Annotated in this window: 11 protein-coding genes and 1 tRNA gene; 6 read left to right on the top strand and 6 right to left on the bottom strand. The window is 57.5% G+C overall.

Translation table 11 applies throughout. From position 1 onward, the window contains the following. Positions 1-6 precede the first annotated feature (6 nt). From DB51_RS09105 to DB51_RS09090, 4 genes are all read right to left on the bottom strand, one after another. Complete coding sequence (locus tag DB51_RS09105) at positions 7-1,326, bottom strand: tyrosine-type recombinase/integrase (protein WP_034253361.1); 1,320 nt, start codon at positions 1,324-1,326, stop codon at positions 7-9. A gap of 191 nt (positions 1,327-1,517) precedes the next feature. After that, a tRNA-Ala gene (locus DB51_RS09100) sits at positions 1,518-1,590 on the bottom strand. 86 nt (positions 1,591-1,676) lie between these two features. Next, complete coding sequence (locus DB51_RS09095) at positions 1,677-2,417, bottom strand: DedA family protein (protein ID WP_084674672.1); 741 nt, start codon at positions 2,415-2,417, stop codon at positions 1,677-1,679. 653 nt (positions 2,418-3,070) lie between these two features. Next, positions 3,071-4,642 carry a dolichyl-phosphate-mannose--protein mannosyltransferase gene (locus DB51_RS09090; RefSeq protein ID WP_432762351.1) on the bottom strand — a complete coding sequence of 524 codons (1,572 nt, stop codon included), beginning with the start codon at positions 4,640-4,642 and terminating at the stop codon, positions 3,071-3,073. Positions 4,643-4,758: 116 nt separating this feature from the next. On the opposite strand from DB51_RS09090, the gene rsmI reads away from it, so the two are divergent. Next, complete coding sequence (gene rsmI / locus DB51_RS09085) at positions 4,759-5,898, top strand: 16S rRNA (cytidine(1402)-2'-O)-methyltransferase (protein ID WP_238548345.1); 1,140 nt, start codon at positions 4,759-4,761, stop codon at positions 5,896-5,898. Here rsmI and DB51_RS10475 read toward each other — a convergent pair. Next, positions 5,895-6,416: a variant leucine-rich repeat-containing protein gene (locus DB51_RS10475; protein ID WP_238548344.1), complete on the bottom strand. Its 522-nt coding sequence runs from the start codon at positions 6,414-6,416 to the stop codon at positions 5,895-5,897. The two genes, rsmI and DB51_RS10475, sit on opposite strands and share 4 nt — an antisense overlap. Next, complete coding sequence (locus DB51_RS09075; protein ID WP_156958300.1) at positions 6,409-7,047, bottom strand: hypothetical protein; 639 nt, start codon at positions 7,045-7,047, stop codon at positions 6,409-6,411. Before DB51_RS09075 ends, DB51_RS10475 begins: the two co-directional genes overlap by 8 nt. Before the next feature lie 251 nt (positions 7,048-7,298). Between DB51_RS09075 and metG the strand changes: the two genes are divergently transcribed. The 5 genes from metG to DB51_RS09050 all read left to right on the top strand — a co-directional run bounded on the left by metG (position 7,299) and on the right by DB51_RS09050 (position 17,368). Further along, entirely contained in the window at positions 7,299-9,182 is a 1,884-nt protein-coding gene (gene metG, locus DB51_RS09070; protein WP_034253358.1) for a methionine--tRNA ligase, read from the top strand. A gap of 653 nt (positions 9,183-9,835) precedes the next feature. Next, complete coding sequence (locus tag DB51_RS09065; protein WP_034254497.1) at positions 9,836-11,680, top strand: ABC transporter ATP-binding protein; 1,845 nt, start codon at positions 9,836-9,838, stop codon at positions 11,678-11,680. A 3-nt stretch (positions 11,681-11,683) separates the two neighbouring features. Further along, on the top strand, positions 11,684-13,570 hold the full coding sequence (locus DB51_RS09060) for an ABC transporter ATP-binding protein (protein ID WP_238548343.1): 1,887 nt from the start codon (positions 11,684-11,686) through the stop codon (positions 13,568-13,570). A 65-nt stretch (positions 13,571-13,635) separates the two neighbouring features. After that, positions 13,636-14,592, top strand: coding sequence for a TatD family hydrolase (locus tag DB51_RS09055; protein WP_034253355.1), 957 nt, complete (start codon positions 13,636-13,638; stop codon positions 14,590-14,592). Between the two features lie 229 nt (positions 14,593-14,821). Next, the gene (locus DB51_RS09050; protein WP_238548342.1) at positions 14,822-17,368 is read left to right on the top strand and encodes a KUP/HAK/KT family potassium transporter; all 2,547 of its coding nucleotides are present in this window, start codon (positions 14,822-14,824) and stop codon (positions 17,366-17,368) included.

The raw sequence follows: 17,368 nt of genomic DNA, 5'->3' as shown, positions 1-17,368 counted from the left end.
GAGGAATCAGCCTTGCTTCTTCGCTTGTTTGCCCGTTTCATGCCGCATCATGGCGGTGGAGAGTTGTGATGACAGCTGTTCGTTCTGCTTTCTGAGTTCCTGTATGCGCTGATCATTATCCTCTATACGGGAGCGCAGCGACTCGACGGTATCATCACCGGGAATGAGCGAGCCTACCTGGCGGGCGAGGTACCTTGACCGCGACTGGACACTGTGCTGATACCGCATCGCGGTCTGCGGATCCGAATGACCGGCCGCATCCATGATCTCACGCACCGTTGCACCCTGCTGGGCCAGCAACGTCAACGCCGTATGACGCAAATCATGGAAACGAAGATCCTTGCGCCCTGCCTGGATTCTGGCCTTGTCATACCAGCCTCTGAGCGTGTTGGGGTGCAACGGGGCTGAACTGTCAGTGACACCGGGGAAAATAAAAGCACCAGCTTCGGGACCGGTAAGGTCGACCAGCGTCTCCATCATTGGTTTCAATTGTGGGGGTATGCTCTCATCGCGTTCACTGTGCTCGGTTTTGGTGCTGCCAATAAGCTCCGGTCCAATGGTCTTGCGGCTCGTACGAATATGAAGCACCATATGGTCCAGATCGATGCTGCTTCTGGTGAGCGCGCAGATCTCGCCGATGCGAGGGCCGTTGCAGAATACGGCGATGTACACCGCCGCGCGATACCGTTCGGGCATGGCCTCGTAGATCATGCGTACCTGTGCGATCGTGGCGGGCACCGTCTCGGTGTTGCGACGCTGTGATGGTGTCATGATGGTGCAGGGATTCCTGGGAATCAGGGGGCTTTCCCCATCAGGTCCGGGACTGCTGGCGGATGCCAACACGCTCTTGAGCACTTTGAGTGCATTGATGCACATGCTGCGCTGCGAGTGATCCAACCCGTCCCACCACCGATCCACATCACGGCTCGTAATCTCGGCCAATCGGCGTTTGCCGAAAAACGGGAGGATATGGTTCGTCGCGTCCTTGCGTATCCTGTAGACCGTGCCTGCCTGGAGTTGGTCGCCCGACCGGGTACGCCGCAGACCCAGCCATTGTTCAAAGTATTGCGCGAAGGTCAACGAGCGACGCTGCTGTTCCCGAAGGATCTCCCTTTCAGGCTGCCATGAATGGGCGTCGATACGAAGCTTGGCGTCCCTGAGCCACACCAGTGCACCGGCCTCGTCTTCGATGTCGAAGCTGGCATACTGACGCTCCCTCAATCCAGGCCACTTATCAAAAGCCCAGAAGGGCGTCAGATAACTCGCCTCTATCCACGCGCTCGTCCGATTGCTCTTGTGCCGAAGCGTACCGAATCTCCGAGTCATAACATCCTCCTGCACCCGTGAACCATGCTGCTTTTACCACATGAATTACCACGCCAAACAGGAAACAGCAAGCGAAAACACGGCATTGCACGTCAAGACAGACCAACCGGGAAACCATGGAAGCACAAGGGGAAAACACTGAAATGGCAACAAAAAAGGCCGGTCACGACGGACCGGCCCTTTGATAACCGTGGAGCTAGGGAGAGTCGAACTCCCGACCTCTTCGATGCGAACGAAGCGCTCTACCAACTGAGCTATAGCCCCAAGTGGATGTTGTCTTGCTCGGCAGGACAACGGATGCTACTTTAGCGCAGGGGGTGCCCTTTCGCAATTCGGGTGGACGTCATCCTTCAGTTCTTTGCAGCATCGTCATCTGCCGGAGTGGTGGCGGATACCTCGTCCAAGCTTGGAAGTTCCTTGCTTTCCTCGGCTTCTTCGGCGGACTTGTTGTGCCCGAACTTGACCTTGAGCAGGCCGATGATCGTCGGTAGCAGGGAAACAACCAGAATGAGGATGATAACGACCTCAAAATGTTTCTGAACCACGGGAATGCCGCCGAAGAAGTACCCCAACAGTGTGAACAGCGTTGACCAAATCACTCCGCCGAGCACGCTGAAGGGCGTGAACCGGGCCCAGCGCATGCCGGATATGCCTGATATGAAGGGCATGAAAGTACGGATGAAGGGGAAGAAGCGGCCGAGGAACACGGCGATTGGTCCCCATTTCTCAATCATCTTCTCGGTTTTCGCGATGCGTTCGGGCGTCATGGCTTTGACTTTGCCGGACTGGATGATGCGTCGTCCGAAGAAGTGGCCTATGAAGTAGTTGCACTGGTCGCCGATGACGGGGGCCAGCCATACCACGGGCAGCAGAATCGAGAGCTGCAGTCCGCTGTTCGGGTCGTGTGCGAACACGCCCGCTGCGAACAACAAGGAATCTCCTGGGAGGAAAGGCATGAATACCACGCCGGTTTCGATGAAGATAATCAGGAAAATGAACGCATAGGTGGGTACCAACCCCAGTGATATCCATCCGGCAATCGCACCACGCGGGTCCTTGAGCAGTTCGAGCAGCCAGTTGATAAACCCCATATGAATATCCCATCAAACGAATTCGTGTGCTTCCGCACTCCAACAGCAAGGCCACAATACCAGCAAATGTATGAGGTTCCCTTCCTAATGCACACTAAATCCTGTTGCTTCTCCGCTTGTGTAGGGATTCCAAAGTAGGAACGGCTCTATACGCTCACAGAATGGCAGAACGACGGTAAGGGCACTTGCATGGAACTGTTGTGCCACCATCAATCCCTACACAAACGAAGCGAGCTGCCGGTAACCGACATTCAAGTGTGGAGCGCAGTGCTGAGCCGTTAATGGTACAGCACGGTGTGCTGTACGTAGACTCGGTGAGTAGCCGAACCGTTAAGGCCGAAGCGCTGTGCGCTTTGGCTAGGTGAGGTGAGCAGCCGCAAAGGCTGCGAAGGTAATCGCTTTGACGATTGCTCAGGCTGCGAAGTCAATCTCGTAGCGATGGTAAGAATAGCGTAGCGATTGCCATACGTCGCAACGCGAAACGCAACCTTTGAAAAGTCAGACGCGAGGGTACATGTGTGGTTTTCTGGCTGGTCTATATCCAGCTAGGGAACCATATGCTGAGCCGTGAAGCGTACAGCCCGGTGGGCTGTACGTAGGCGAAGTGAGCGTCTTTGCAGACGCGAGGGTACATGTGTGGTTTTCTAGCTGGTCTATATCCAGCTAGAAAACCACATATGTACCAGCCAGAATTCGTATGGCACGGGCATTGCGGTCCATATCGGGTAGAAGAACAGCGACACCAACGCGAGCGTTCCCAGGGCGGAACCGACTATCCAGTGATACGTGGAGGTTTTCACATTCTGTCGCAGCCAGTCGGCCATATAGCAGATGGCGAGCACGATCCATGGCAGGATTACGATCGAGTAGAAGGTGAAGGTGGTGCGGTGCAGATATTGAGCCCAGGGAAGCCACCCGCCGATGAAGCCGATGAGCACAGCCCAGATGCGCCAGTCGCCTTGGCGTACCCATGCTGCCACGACTATGCCGATCAGCACGCAAGCCGAGCCCAGCCACCACAGCAAGGGGTTGCCTAGGGATGTGACCGCACTGATGCATTTCGAGCCGGGGGCTATGGAGCACAGTCCTGGATGGTTGTTGAGCTCTTCCCAGTAGAAGCTTGTCGGGCGGGTTTGCAGCGGCCAGGTCAGCGGATTCGCCATGTAGCTGTGGGGTGTTGCCAATGTGGTGTGGAAGTCCCACATCTGTCGATGATATTCGACGAATGATCGCAATGTTTCGGGCAGCCAGGTGATGCCTTCGCCAGGATTCTCCGCCGCCCAACTGTGCAGATAGCTGTCTGAATGCATGAACCAGCCGGTCCACGAAGCCAGATAGGTGCCAGCCCATATCGGCAGCATCATCAGTCCTGTGGGGATGCCGTCTTTCCATAGTCCGGAGAGCAGCCACGAACGGTAGCCCGCCTTGCGTCTCTCCCAAGCGTCCCAGAGTACGGAGAGTACGGCGAAAGCCGCGAAAAAGTAGATTCCCGACCATTTCGTGCCTGTGGCGAGACCTAGCAGCACTGCTGCGGCGACGCGCCACCATGAGAAGAATATGGTGGGCCCGGTTTCGTTGAGGACGAATCGCATACCGCCCTTATGTCGTCCCCACTTGCTGGTGACGGGTATGAATTTCGCCGACCGTTTTTGCGAGTCGCTGCGATACGCCGCCTGCAGTTTGGCTACGCTGCGGTCTCTGTGTATCAGCAGGCACGCGAATGCGCATAGCGCGAAAATCATGATGAAGTTATCCAACAGCCCGGTCCGGCTCATGGTGATGCCCAGACCGTCTATGGAGAGCAGGAACCCCGCCATCAGTGCTACGGGGAGGTTATGGAACAGCCGCAGCGCAACACGGCACAACACGAGAATGGCAATGGTGCCGACCAATGCCGTCGAGAAGCGCCATGCGAAAGCGCTGTCTGCACCGCCGAAGAATTTCAGACCGATGGCTATCATCCATTTGCCTATCGGGGGATGGACCACGTATTCGGCTGTGGAAAGCCAACGGTCGGTGTCGCCTTGAGCGAACAACGTATCTATCGGGATATTCGCCGGACCGAGTGTTTTGGGCCAGTTTCTGGCCTCTCCGGTCATCAGCATGGTCCAGGCGTCCTTGACGTAATACGTTTCGTCGAACACCACGGAATGCGGCGATCCCAAGCGTATGAAGCGCAATGCGCCTCCGAACGTCGCCATCAGTATCGGCAGCAGCCAGCCCATCAGGCGCGGCCCTATCCAGCTCGGGTGTCGCAGAAGTCGCCATGCGTACGCCGGAGTTCTTTGTGAATTAGTATTTGCAAAGCCCATCACCATCAAGATTAGGGGATACTGGAGCTATGCAAACCGAGTCTGCCCAATCCACACAACAATTTGTACAAAACGATGCATCGTCGCGCGCGGGGGAAGCGTCGTCGGGTGCCGGAAATCATGGAGAAGCCGTCGCAGCGCAGTCGTCCTCGTCTCAATCTTCCTCCGGGCTGGTTTCTTCCGGGCTTGCCTCCTCAGTGTCGGCTTCTTCGGATGCGGTTACCTCGGAGTCGGAGGAATTCGGCAACGAGGCCGCCTCGGCTACGCCGTCGGCTTCACGGGCTCTGGTGCCGCAAGGAACGGTGGTGCTTGCCGCGACGCCGATCGGCAATGTCCATGACGCGTCGGCACGTCTTGTCGCGCTGCTCCAGGAAGCCGATATCGTGGCCGCTGAAGATACCCGTAGACTGTACGATCTGGCGAATCGTCTGGGTGTGCATGTCGGCGGCAGGGTGATTGCCTACCATGACCACAATGAGCGGGAGAAATCCGACGGGCTTCTCGATCAGGTCGAGCGTGGTGCATGCGTGCTGGTGGTGTCGGATGCCGGAATGCCCACCATCAATGATCCGGGACTGGCGATAGTCCGGCGTGCCATCGAGCGCGGCATACCTGTGACCTGCGCTCCGGGGCCGAGTGCTGTGCTCGATGCGCTCGCGCTTTCCGGTCTGCCGACGGACCGCTTCTGTTACGAGGGTTTTCTTCCTAGAAAGCATTCCGAACGTATGCAATATCTGAGAACCATGCAGGCGGAGCAGCGCACCATGGTGTTCTATGAAACGCTGCATCGTATCGGTGATTCGATGAAGGATCTGCAGGATGCCTTCGGTCCCAACCGTGCAATGGCGTTATGTCGCGAATTGACCAAGGACTATGAGGAGATTCGTCGTTCGACGATTTCGGGCATCGTGAAATCCATCGAGGAGAATCCGCCGCGAGGCGAGATGGTGCTTGTGGTCGCCGGGGCGTCTGAAGGTGAGGCCATGGCTGCCGCACCGGCTTCCTTGCCTGTGGAGGATCTCGCGGTGCTGTCCATCGACAGAGCGTTGGAGAACGGTCTGCGCATCAAGGAGGCCATAGCCCAGGTGGTCGCGGAGCATCCTCTTCCCGATGGTTCTTTGCCCAACAGAAAGGACATCTACTCGGCGGTGCTCGCGTTGAAGCATTAGTCGGTTTTCGTCATGCTGCCGTATTCGAGGGAATCCAGCAGCACCGACAGTGCGTGCGCCACCCCAGGTCCTCCCTGCTGTGAGAGGTATTCCATCAACTCGGGCGGCGCTGCAGGATTCGCCACGATCCACATTCTGAGCTGAGGGTGCAGGCGTGCGAATTCCCAAAGCGTTGCTATGGGCGTCTCGGGATTGCAAGCGGTGGATGGTATCGCCTGCAAGGGCGGTGTGGGCGGTGACAGTTGAGCGGGGTGGCCGTCGTCGGGTCGTCTTTGGCCGGGGGCTGCGTCGTGTCGCCGGTCTTCGATGCCGGGGCGGTCTATGCGTTCCGCGGCACAGTCGGCTGTGTCCTTGTTGCAGAGTTGTTTGAGTCGATTCGTCTGACGAGATGCCTGACTGTGTTCCGCTCCCGGTCCGAGAGGATTCCCGAGCCGTTCCCCGAGCCGCTGACCGAAGCCGCGCCCAAGCCATTGGCTTGGCCGCCGTTGCGCATCGTGTGGTGAACGGTGCTTAGTCATGGTCGTTCCATGTATCAAAGGTCGCTTTCATATCGGTGAAGATGGCTACACCTATGGCATGGCCGGGCCAGCGGGGGTTATCGTCCAGCATTTTGAGGCAAAAAGATGGCGTCAGCTTGTTGCGGTGGAGCAGCTTGAGGATGGTGCTTCGGATGTCGGCATCCTGGTCAGAGGGCTCGTCGCATGCCAGATCGCAGGCTGTGCGCAGGGGCGAGGTGACGAGCAGTCTGCCCATGCGTCTGAGGTGATCCGGCGGGGCGGCGCGGTTATACACGCGGATGAGCCGTCCATATATCGGTGCCCGATAATGCGAGCGGGAGATGACGTCGATGGTGTCGGGGAAGGTCCCGCCGTTCCATATCCATGCGGCGAGTGATGCGCATGCGGCCGAACCGGTAGGTACCAGTGCCGAGGCGATAGCTGCCCTGCCGAACAGCGTTCTCGCATCGGAGCTGAGAAAGGCGCTCTCATGACCGAGAGGGATGAGTATGCCCATGTCGCATAAGCGACGCATGCTCATCGGACCGGGGAGATCCCTGGTGAAGATCAGTGGGGACTTTGTCGGCGTCCCACTGCGAATTCGTGTGGTGCGAATCGGTGCGTTTGCGCTTCGGCGTGATGTTGTCTCCATGAAGGGAAGATACGTCAAAAAACGGTCGAGCATCGAAAATCCATGTTGATATGTGGAAATGTGGACAAGTTGTTCGTATTTATCGGCGTTGCCTGGCGGCAAAACCCATCCATGGGCCGGATGCAAAGCAGGATATCGAGAAGGAACCGGCCTGGAATCTGAGGCTTGGTGCGCAGGCATCCACCCCCGAGCACCATGGAGGCTTGCCGAGTGAACTTTGCTGTCCTCGCCGCCGCCAATAATCAAGGATTATGAGTCATATCCTTGTTTCCGTCGCATGGCCTTACGCCAACGGACCACGTCATATCGGGCACGTCGCAGGTTTCGGCGTCCCATCGGATGTCTACGCGCGTTACGAACGCATGAAGGGCAACGACGTCCTCATGGTGTCGGGTACCGATGAACACGGCACGCCGATTCTGGTTCAGGCCGAAGCCGAGGGCGTCACTCCGCAACAGCTGGCTGACCGCTATAACCGTGTTATCGCCAAGGATCTGTGCGATTTGGGTCTGAGCTATGACCTGTTCACCAGAACCACCACGGCAAACCACGAGCATGTGGTACAGGAGATGTTTACCCAGTGCCTTGCCAACGGCTATATATACAAGGACAAGCAGCAGGTGGCCATCTCCCCGTCCACCGGCAGGACACTGCCCGACCGGTACATCGAGGGGACCTGCCCGATTTGCGGCGCATCCGGCGCTCGTGGCGATCAGTGCGACAACTGCGGCAATGAGCTCGATCCGGACGAACTCATCAATCCCGTGTCCAAGATCAACGGCGAAACCCCGATTTTCGAGGAAACCGAGCATTTCTTCCTGGATCTGCCAGCATTGGCGGAAGCGAATCTGAAGTGGCTGAAAAGTCGTGAGGGGTGGCGTACCAACGTCATCAACTTCTCTATCGGCCTGTTCAAGGAAGTCAAACCGCGTGCCATCACGAGGGATATCGATTGGGGCATTCCCGTTCCGGTCGATGGGTGGATCGATAACCCGAACAAGAAGCTGTACGTGTGGTTCGATGCGGTTATTGGCTATCTTTCGGCTTCCATCGAATGGGCGCGCAGGCAGGGCGATCCGGAGGCGTGGCGTAAGTGGTGGAATGATCCCGAGGCTCCCGGTTACTATTTCATGGGCAAGGACAACATCACCTTCCATTCCCAGATCTGGCCTTCAGAGCTGCTCGCCTATGACGGTGAAGGTTCGAAGGGCGGCCAGAACGGCGACTTCGGCAAGTTGAACCTCCCCGAGGAGGTCGTCGCCAGCGAGTTCCTGTCGATGGAAGGCAAGAAGTTCAGCTCTTCACGCGGCATCGTGATATACGTCAAGGATATTCTCGCCCGCTATCAGGTCGATGCGGTGAGATACTACATTTCCATTGCAGGGCCTGAAAACTCCGACGCCGATTTCACCTGGGCCGAATTCGTCCGTCACAACAATGAAGAGCTTGCTGCCAGCTGGGGCAACCTGGTCAACAGGGTCGCCAATCTGCTGAACAAGGATTTCGGTCGAATCCCCGAAGTGGATTCTTCCACATTGCAGGATGAGGATAGAGCTTTGCTCGAGGTCACAGGCAAGGCTTTCGATACGGTGGGCGATCTTATCGAGCATCATCGTCAGAAAGCGGCGCTTAGCGAGGCGATGACGACCGTGGGGGCGATCAACCGGTACATCTCGGCCATGGAACCTTGGAAGATCAAGGATGACGAGCAGCGCCTGGCTGCCGTGCTGCATACCGCGGCGCAGGCGGTAGTCGATGCCAACACCCTTCTGGCGCCATTCCTTCCGCATTCGGCCCAGCGCGTGCATGAAACGATGGGCGGCACCGGAGTGTTCTCCCCATTGCCGCATATCGAGGAAGTCGAAGATCTGGATAAGCCCGGATTCCACTATCCGATCATCACGGGACGGTACCGCTTGGGTGAGAACGTGCATCCCTGGAAGCGCGAAGCGATAGTCGATGGAACGCCGATTGCCAAGCCCACGCCGATCTTCGCGAAAATCCCGAAAGAAGCCGTGCAGGAGGAGCTCGACCGTTTCCAGAGCGAGCTCGACGCCCGTCAGGCCAAGGAAGCCGAAAGGCTGGCGAAGGAACAAGCCAAACTGAAGGGCGGCGACAAGGATACGGTGAAGTAACCCTGTTTCATGCCGGGCGGCGGACGTGTTCTCCTGCCGCCCGGATGGGGCTGCCCGACCCTGCGTCGATGCGGACCGTGGCAGAGAACCATTACGCCATGATGGCCAGGATGCGCACATTGTGGTTACAAGATTCTCAGAGTTCTTTGAGGCTAACGCATCATATCTCCAAGAAAGCGTTGGTTATATAAGAGATGTCAGCAGATACCACGTTGGCGAGGTTCATCCCAGAACCCCATAATTGAACCCTTCTTCTCTCTTCTCTAAAGCCCGGTGGCTCCCTCCACCGGGCTTATCCTTTTTCTGACCCCGTTGTCTTTCCGCCCCATTGTGTTCCCGCACACGTCGTGCTTCTCCCAAAAGTTGTGCTGCTGCACCGTCCGTCCTGTACCTTGCGCCCCTGTATTCGACGTGCCCTCGCGCCGTGCGGAATGTGACGAAGACGTTTGGAATGCCTGACGACACGGCGTGGAAACACGCCGAAAGCCGAAGCGGTTGAAATGGATATTCACTCGCATAGAATGTTGCGAGCTTACGTATTCAACGGGGAATGTTTTGGGGATGATTCCAGCAGTTCCTTTGTGAAACGGGCGGGGAATCCCGGAGAGAACCGGGTAACGGAGAGCAACAAGGAACGCGAGGGTCCATCCCTGATGTACGTCGATCCCAATACCAATCAGCAGGCCGGCAACATGCGCTGGATACTGCCATACTGCAAGCCAGACCTTCCACGGATCGCCGCCGTGGTGGTGCTGTTCATCATCGACAAGGTGCTGGTGATGATCATGCCGCTGCTCGCGGGCATGATCGTTGACCAGGTCATCATTCAAGGTCATCATGACCGTCTGCCCCAACTGTGTTTCACGATGATCGCGGTGACGGCGGTACGTACGGCGGTCCGGTACGGATACCAGATGTTCATGGAACGTTTCGGCCAGAACGCCATCTACCGGCTGGTGTCCGATGAATACGAGAAGCTGCACAGCCTGGACTTCACCTACTTCAATCACACCAGAATCGGTGACATCATGAGCCGGATGACTTCGGACACCGATGCCATCCGCCACTTCCTGTCCTGGGTGACCTACAACGTCGCCGACTGCGTCATACTCTTCGTGGGTTCGCTCTGCGTCATGGTCACCATTGACTGGCGTCTGGCACTGGCTCTGGCCTGTGTGACGCCATTCCTGTTCTTCTTCACCCGGGCGCTGGCGAGCCACGCCCATCCGCTGTTCTTCGACATCCGCAACTCGCTCGCTCGTCTGAATTCGATGGTCGAGGAGAACATCGAAGGCAACCGTGTGGTCAAAGCCTTCGTCCGCGAGCCCTTCGAGACGGAAAAATTCGACGAGCACAACGACGACTACATGCAGCGCAATATGAAGCTTGCCTACAACAGCCGTCGATACATGCCGTGGCTCGACGGTTCCTCCTTCATGCTTCAGCTCATCATCCTGATTTTCGGAGGTTGGCTGGTCATCGAGAACATGATGACCCTCGGCGATCTGGTGGCCTTCGACAGCTTCCTGTGGATGATCGACGGGCCGGTACGTCAGTCCGGCTGGCTGATCAACGACATTCAGCGCTTCAACGCCTCATGCATCAAAATCCGTCGCCTCCTCACATCGCGTTCGCGTATCGTCGAGCGTCCGGACGCGGAGTCATCGGTGGAGCATGCCAACGCATTGCTGGCGAAAATCAGCCATTCCGACGTCAAAACCCCCGAACGCATCGGCGGCGAAATTCGTTTCGACCATGTCAGTTTCGCTTTCCCGGATGACCCCGAGACTCCGATTCTCAAGGATCTCGACTTCTTCGTCCCTGCAGGTTCGAAGCTGGGCATACTCGGCGAGACGGGTTCGGGAAAGTCCACCTTGGTGAGCATGATCTCGCGTTTCTACGATCCGACGGTCGGACATGTGCTGATCGACGGCATCGATGCCAGGGATTGGCCGCTGGCGACTCTGCGTTCCCAGGTCAGCATCGTCGCGCAGGATACCTTCCTGTTCTCGGACACCATCGGAGGCAACATCGCTTTCGGCGCCACCATCAGCGATGACGAGTATGTGAGCCGGGTTGCGGCCATCGCGGGTGCGGACGGCTTCATCCAGGGCATGCCCGAAGGGTACAACACCGTCGTCGGCGAACGCGGAGTGGGGCTTTCCGGTGGTCAGAAGCAACGTCTGAGCCTGGCTCGGGCACTTGCCGACGATCCCTCCATCCTGGTGATGGACGACACCACATCCGCCGTCGATATGGAGACGGAGGCCGAAATTCAGCGGCATCTCGGTGAGTTGGAAACCAAGAAGACCATCATCACCATCGCCCATAGAATTTCCTCCGTCAAGGATGCCGATCTGATCGTGGTGCTCGAGCACGGCGCAATCGTCGAGCAGGGGACGCATCAGGAACTCGTGGAAGCGCACGGGCGATATTGGGAGATCTACCGCAAGCAGCTTGGCTTGCAATCCGGTCAATCAGCAGGTTTCGAGGAGTAAGGCATGCAGATGGCACGACGACACAGTGCAAAAAGGCATGAGGCGGCCGCAGAGACCGCAGTGCACAACAATCAGCGCCGGAACACCTTCCGCGAGGATGAGGAGCTCGAAGAGCAGATCAATTTCCGCGACATCCTGCGCGTCGGGGTGTATCTGAAGCCATATCTCGGTCAGGTCGTCAGAATACTCGCCGTAGTGGTGCTGATGAGCAGCATCCTCGTCGCGGTCCCGTACCTGATCAAAATCATCATCGATACGGTCATTCCCAACAAGGACATTACCCAACTGCTGATTCTCGGCGGCGTTTTTCTTGCCGCCATAATCCTCTATGAGCTCTGCCTGAGGTATCGCACGGTTTCCATCACACGTGTGGGCCAGTTGATGCTCAAGGACATGAGGCGTGACCTGTTCTCGCATATCCAGACGCTCCCGTTCTCGTACTTCGACTCGCGTCCGCACGGCAAGATTCTCATCCGTGTGGTCAACTACGTGAACACCCTGTCGGATACCTTGAGCTCCGGTCTGATCAACGTCATCTCCGATGTGTTCACCTTCATCATCACGCTTGTGGTGATGGCGGTAATCGATTGGCGGTTGACGTTGTGGTCCCTGATACTCTTCCCCGTGCTCATCATCTGGGTCAGGGTGCTGCAGTATTTCCAACGGAAGGCCTACCAGAAGCTCTCCAACAAGCAGAGCAATCTCAACGCCTACATCCATGAGTCGATTGCCGGTGTGAAGACCACGCAGACCTTCGCCCGCGAACAGACCCAGTACGAGACCTTCCAGGAGCAGCAGGGAGAGGTTCGCAAATCCTGGATGACGGCCGTGCACATCCAGTTCCTGATGTGGCCGGGGGTGCAGAACATCTCCACGATGACCATCGCCTTCATCTACTATGTGGGCATTATGGGCTTCGGAGGGGTCAATGTCAGCACCGGCGTTCTGGTCGCTTTTGTCGGCTATGCGAACAACTTCTGGAATCCCGTCATCAACATCGGCAACTTCTACAACCAGCTCATCACCTGCTCCGCCTACCTTGAGCGCATCTTCGAGACCCTCGATGTGGTCCCCGAAATTCAGGACAAGCCGGGAGCGGCCACACTGCCGCAGATTCGCGGGAAGGTGGACTTCAACGATGTGGTGTTCAGGTACGAGGACGGCGGTCGCAACATCCTGAACCTGGTGGACTTCCATGTTGAGCCCGGTCGCACCGTCGCCTTGGTCGGCCCCACCGGTGCGGGGAAGACCACCATCATCAACCTGCTGTCGCGTTTCTATGACGTCTCGGAAGGTTCGGTGACCATCGACGGCTATGACGTGCGGGATGTCACTTTGGCGTCCTTGCGTCAGCAGATGGGCGTGATGCTGCAGGATACCTTCATCTTCTCGGGGAACATCCGCGACAATATCCGCTACGGCAAGCTGGACGCCACGGATGAGGAGATTCAGGCCGCGGCGAAGGCCGTGCACGCACACGAGTTCATCATGGAGATGCCCAACGGATACGACACCGTGGTCGAGGAACGCGGTGCCACGCTTTCCGCAGGGCAGCGTCAGCTCATCGCCTTCGCCAGAGTGCTGTTGGCCGATCCTCGTATTCTCATATTGGACGAGGCGACCAGCAATATCGACACGCGTACCGAAGAGGCGCTGCAAGCGGGATTGAATCATCTGCTGAAGGGCCGTACCTCCTTCATCATCGCTCACCGGCTTTCGACCATCGAGAACGCGGATGAAATTTTCTACATCGACCATGGGCAAATCGTCGAGCACGGTTCGCACGATGAGCTTCTCGCTCTGAAGCAGGCCTATTTCAGGCTCTACGAGTCGCAGTATTCGATGATTCGCGTGGCCAATGGTGGCGAGGAACTGCTCAAGGAGCGCTAGACACGGCATTCGTGGCCTTCTTGCCGTTAGTGCAAGGATGGCCACGGGTGTAGTGTGCGGGAAGTATGAGCAAGCATCATCGCAACCGCAGCTGGGCGCCTGCGCCTGAACCGTTGAACCCCGATATCGAGGTGGTGGACGATCACACCCATCTCGCCTCGGTCGTCCCCTTCGCGGAGTCAATGGCCAAGGAGGCTCGTGATAGGGGCCAGGCCGAGGTTCCGGTCCTGTCGGTCGACCGGATGCTCGAAGACGCCGCGACAGTGGGTGTCCGCAAAATCATCGACGTAGGGTGCGAGCTTCCCCATCTGCAAACCGCCGTTGACTTGGCGCTCGCCCATCCAGGGCAGGTTTGGACGGCGTTGGCTATTCATCCCAACGAAGCCGTGCTGCATGGACACCACGGTGCCGCCGGTCCGGATGGATTGCCGGTGCGATACCAGAGCTGGCACGATGTGGATATGGAACAGGCTGTGGCCGAAGTGCATCGACTGGCTCTCGCCTACCCTGAGCAGGTCGTGGCCATCGGTGAAACCGGCATGGACCTGTTCCGGACTGGTGAGGATGCCAAGGAGTTGCAGCGGCAGGCTTTCCGCGAGCATATCGCGTTGGCGAAGGAGCTCGACCTGCCGATGCAGATTCACGATCGAGATGCCCATCGCGAGGTGATGGAAACCCTGATACGCGATGGCGCCCCCAGGAAAACGGTGTTTCATTCATATTCAGGCGACGCGCAGATGGCCGAAGTGGCGAAAGAGCGAGGCTGGTATCTAAGCTTCTCCGGAACCGTGTCCTATAAGGGCAACGAAGGCATCAGGGAGTCGCTGGCAATCGTCGGGCTGGATCATGCCATGGTGGAGACGGATGCTCCATATCTGACGCCGATGCCGTATCGCGGGCGCACCAATGCGCCGTATATGATTCCCTACACCTTGAGAGCCATGGCGGATACGCTCGATATGCCCATAGACGCAGTTGCGGCGGCTACCAGGGAAACCACCCGTGAAGTGTACGGATTCTAGGCGTCAGCGGTGTCTCACCGTAGCTTTGTCAGCGAATCGTTCATAGTGATTCAGGCAGAGTGCCCCGGCATGACTTAGCCTGAGGGGAAATGCAAAAATCATTGGAATCCCAGTGCTTTGAGGCAACTGTGAAGTTTTCGGGTAGATAGTGTGCACCACTGGTGCTAACGTAATGCCGACGTGTGGAAAACATGTAGGCAGAGCGCTCGACCTGCCACTGGAGGAGTGTATGTCTAAGAAGAAGAACGAGGCACAGCCTTTTGACGGTGAGATTAGCACCGGAAATCAGGGGAATGCCGACGAATCCGACCACGACTTATCCCGTGAGGGCAAGGGGCCGTCTGGTGCACAGGGTGACGTGTCCAAGGCAACAGCCGGGGGCCATACGGCCACCGAGGATGCCGACGTTGCAGACGGTGCCGCTGTCGATGCCGACGTGAATCAATCCGCAGCGGCCGGAAAGACCGCTAAGCCGGTCGCCAAGCCAGTGGTGGAGGATTCCATCCTCCCCGCAGAGAGCATCACCAAAGCGCCGAAGGTCTCGCATCAGGCTCGTACCAGAGAAGAGCGCATCGCGCTAAAAGCCAAGCGCAAAGAGGCCATGAAGCTTGCCGCCCAGCGTAAGAAGGCTTCCAACAGGGGACCATTGGGACGTCTGTGGATCAAGATTCAGAGCTCGCCGGACAAGGTGAGCATTTCCATGGCCATCGTCGCTCTCGGTGTGGTGTATGGGGATATCGGTACCTCGCCGCTCTATATGTCCCAGACATTCCTGAGCGGTCAGGGCGGCATCGCCAATACCGACCGTCCTGCCGTGTTGGGCATGCTGTCCTTGGTGTTCTGGTCGATTACGCTGATCACCACGGTGAAATACGTGCTCATCGCGATGCGCATCGACAACAAGGGTGAAGGTGGCATTTTCGCTCTGTACAGCCTGGTGAGGCGTCATGCCAAATGGCTCGTCATACCCGCGATGCTTGGGGGAGCGGCCTTCCTGGCTGATTCCGTGCTGACTCCGGCGGTGTCCATATCCTCGGCAGTCGAAGGTCTGAAAACCCTCCCGGTGCTTGAACCGATCTTCAATGACAACGAGAATCTCACCCTGATGATTACCGTCGTGGTGATTCTGATTCTGTTCTCAGTGCAATCAAGGGGCACGGAGCGCATCGGCAAGGTATTCGGCACCGTCGTGATGATATGGTTCGCCTTCCTGGCCGTGGTCGGCATGGCGAATCTCGGGAACGACTGGACCGTGTTCGAGGCCCTCAATCCTCTCTATGGCATACGATTCCTCTTCAGCTCGGGTAACGTCGCAGGACTGGCCATTATGGGAACGGTGTTCCTTTCGACGACCGGAGCCGAGGCCTTGTACTCGGATATGGGTCATGTCGGACGTGGCAATATCTACATCACCTGGCCCTTCATCAAAATCGCCCTGGTGCTGAACTACTTCGGCCAGGGTGCCTGGATGCTCAACAACCGGAACAATCCGGACCTGAAAAACATTCAGAACCTCAATCCTTTCTTCCAGATGATGAATCCGAACGTCCGGTACGTCGCCGTGGTGCTTTCGGTGACGGCAGGCGTCATCGCTTCGCAGGCATTGATTACCGGTGCTTTCACGATGGTGTCCGAGGCCACCGGCCTGAATTGGATGCCGCATCTGCAGGTGCGATACCCTGCACGAACCCGAGGGCAGCTGTACATCCCCGTCGTCAACATGGTGCTATGCGCCGCGACCTTGACGGTTCTGGGAATCTTCAGGGATTCCGAACACATCGCCGCCGCATACGGTTTGGCGCTGACCATTACGATGATTACGACGACCGTGCTGCTTGGAGTGTACATATGGTTCAACGGCAGCAAGTTCTGGGCCGTGGTGTTCACCGTCGTCTTCATCGCGATACAGACGCTGTTCTTCCTCGCCTCCATGGCGAAGTTCCTGCACGGTGGCTGGTTCACCATGCTGCTCACCCTCGCCATATTGTTCATCATGTACACCTGGAACGAGGGCACCAAGGTCGAGCGCTCGCAGCGTCGGCATATGGCTCCCAAGGAGTGCCTGCCCGCTTTGGACATGCTGCACAACGATTTCAGAGTGCCCTATTATGCGGATAATCTCGTCTACCTGACTTCTGACACCGAGATGTGCCGACTCGACACCGACATCTTCTTCTCCATCTTCGCTGACCATCCCAAGCGCGCCAGAGCCTGGTGGGCGGTGTCCGTGCAGACCACGGACGATCCCTTCACACGGGATTATTCGGTGGAGAACTTCGGTACCAACTATCTGTACCGGGTGCGTATGCGTCTTGGATTCAAAGTCGACCAGAATGTGGCGACCTACCTGCACCAGATCATGCATGAGCTGATAGACAGCGGTGAGTTGCCGCCGCAGACCTCCGTGTACCCCAAGGTGGACGAGGACCCTCAGATCGGCACCATCAAGTACATTCTGATCCACAAGGCTCTTATGCCGGAATCAAAGATCACTACCGGCAGAACCATGGCTTTGCAGGTGAAATATGCGATTCGTCATGTGGCGGGGTCGCCGGTGAAATGGTTCGGTCTGGCTCCATACAATCCAATTGTCGAGGTTCAGCCGCTCTTCGTCACGACGCGGCGCGTTCCACGCCTGCAGCGGGTGGCGTTGCGCAGAACCAAACGCCAACAGGCCATGTTGCAGGAGGCCAAGAAAGAGGCCAAGGTCGATGCCGTGAAGGATCTGTCCAAGGTCTCCAAGGACGATGCGCAACAGCCGGCCAAAACCGAATAG

This window comes from Bifidobacterium crudilactis, assembly GCF_000738005.1.
Taxonomy (GTDB): domain Bacteria; phylum Actinomycetota; class Actinomycetes; order Actinomycetales; family Bifidobacteriaceae; genus Bombiscardovia; species Bombiscardovia crudilactis.
The sequence above is the reverse complement of the archived record's forward strand: the minus strand, read 5'-3'. Positions and strand labels throughout refer to the sequence as shown.

What these genes read in the sequence shown, in the direction of transcription:
- DB51_RS09055 (WP_034253355.1), top strand. Translation starts at nt 13,636, where the DNA reads ATGAGCAAGCATCATCGCAACCGCAGCTGGGCGCCTGCGCCTGAACCG.
- DB51_RS09090 (WP_432762351.1), bottom strand. Translation starts at nt 4,642, where the DNA reads ATGGGCTGGCTGCTGCCGATACTGATGGCGACGTTCGGAGGCGCATTG.
- DB51_RS09065 (WP_034254497.1), top strand. Translation starts at nt 9,836, where the DNA reads ATGTACGTCGATCCCAATACCAATCAGCAGGCCGGCAACATGCGCTGG.
- rsmI (WP_238548345.1), top strand. Translation starts at nt 4,759, where the DNA reads ATGCAAACCGAGTCTGCCCAATCCACACAACAATTTGTACAAAACGAT.
- DB51_RS09105 (WP_034253361.1), bottom strand. Translation starts at nt 1,326, where the DNA reads ATGACTCGGAGATTCGGTACGCTTCGGCACAAGAGCAATCGGACGAGC.
- DB51_RS09050 (WP_238548342.1), top strand. Translation starts at nt 14,822, where the DNA reads ATGTCTAAGAAGAAGAACGAGGCACAGCCTTTTGACGGTGAGATTAGC.
- metG (WP_034253358.1), top strand. Translation starts at nt 7,299, where the DNA reads ATGAGTCATATCCTTGTTTCCGTCGCATGGCCTTACGCCAACGGACCA.
- DB51_RS10475 (WP_238548344.1), bottom strand. Translation starts at nt 6,416, where the DNA reads ATGACTAAGCACCGTTCACCACACGATGCGCAACGGCGGCCAAGCCAA.
- DB51_RS09075 (WP_156958300.1), bottom strand. Translation starts at nt 7,047, where the DNA reads ATGGAGACAACATCACGCCGAAGCGCAAACGCACCGATTCGCACCACA.
- DB51_RS09060 (WP_238548343.1), top strand. Translation starts at nt 11,684, where the DNA reads ATGCAGATGGCACGACGACACAGTGCAAAAAGGCATGAGGCGGCCGCA.
- DB51_RS09095 (WP_084674672.1), bottom strand. Translation starts at nt 2,417, where the DNA reads ATGGGGTTTATCAACTGGCTGCTCGAACTGCTCAAGGACCCGCGTGGT.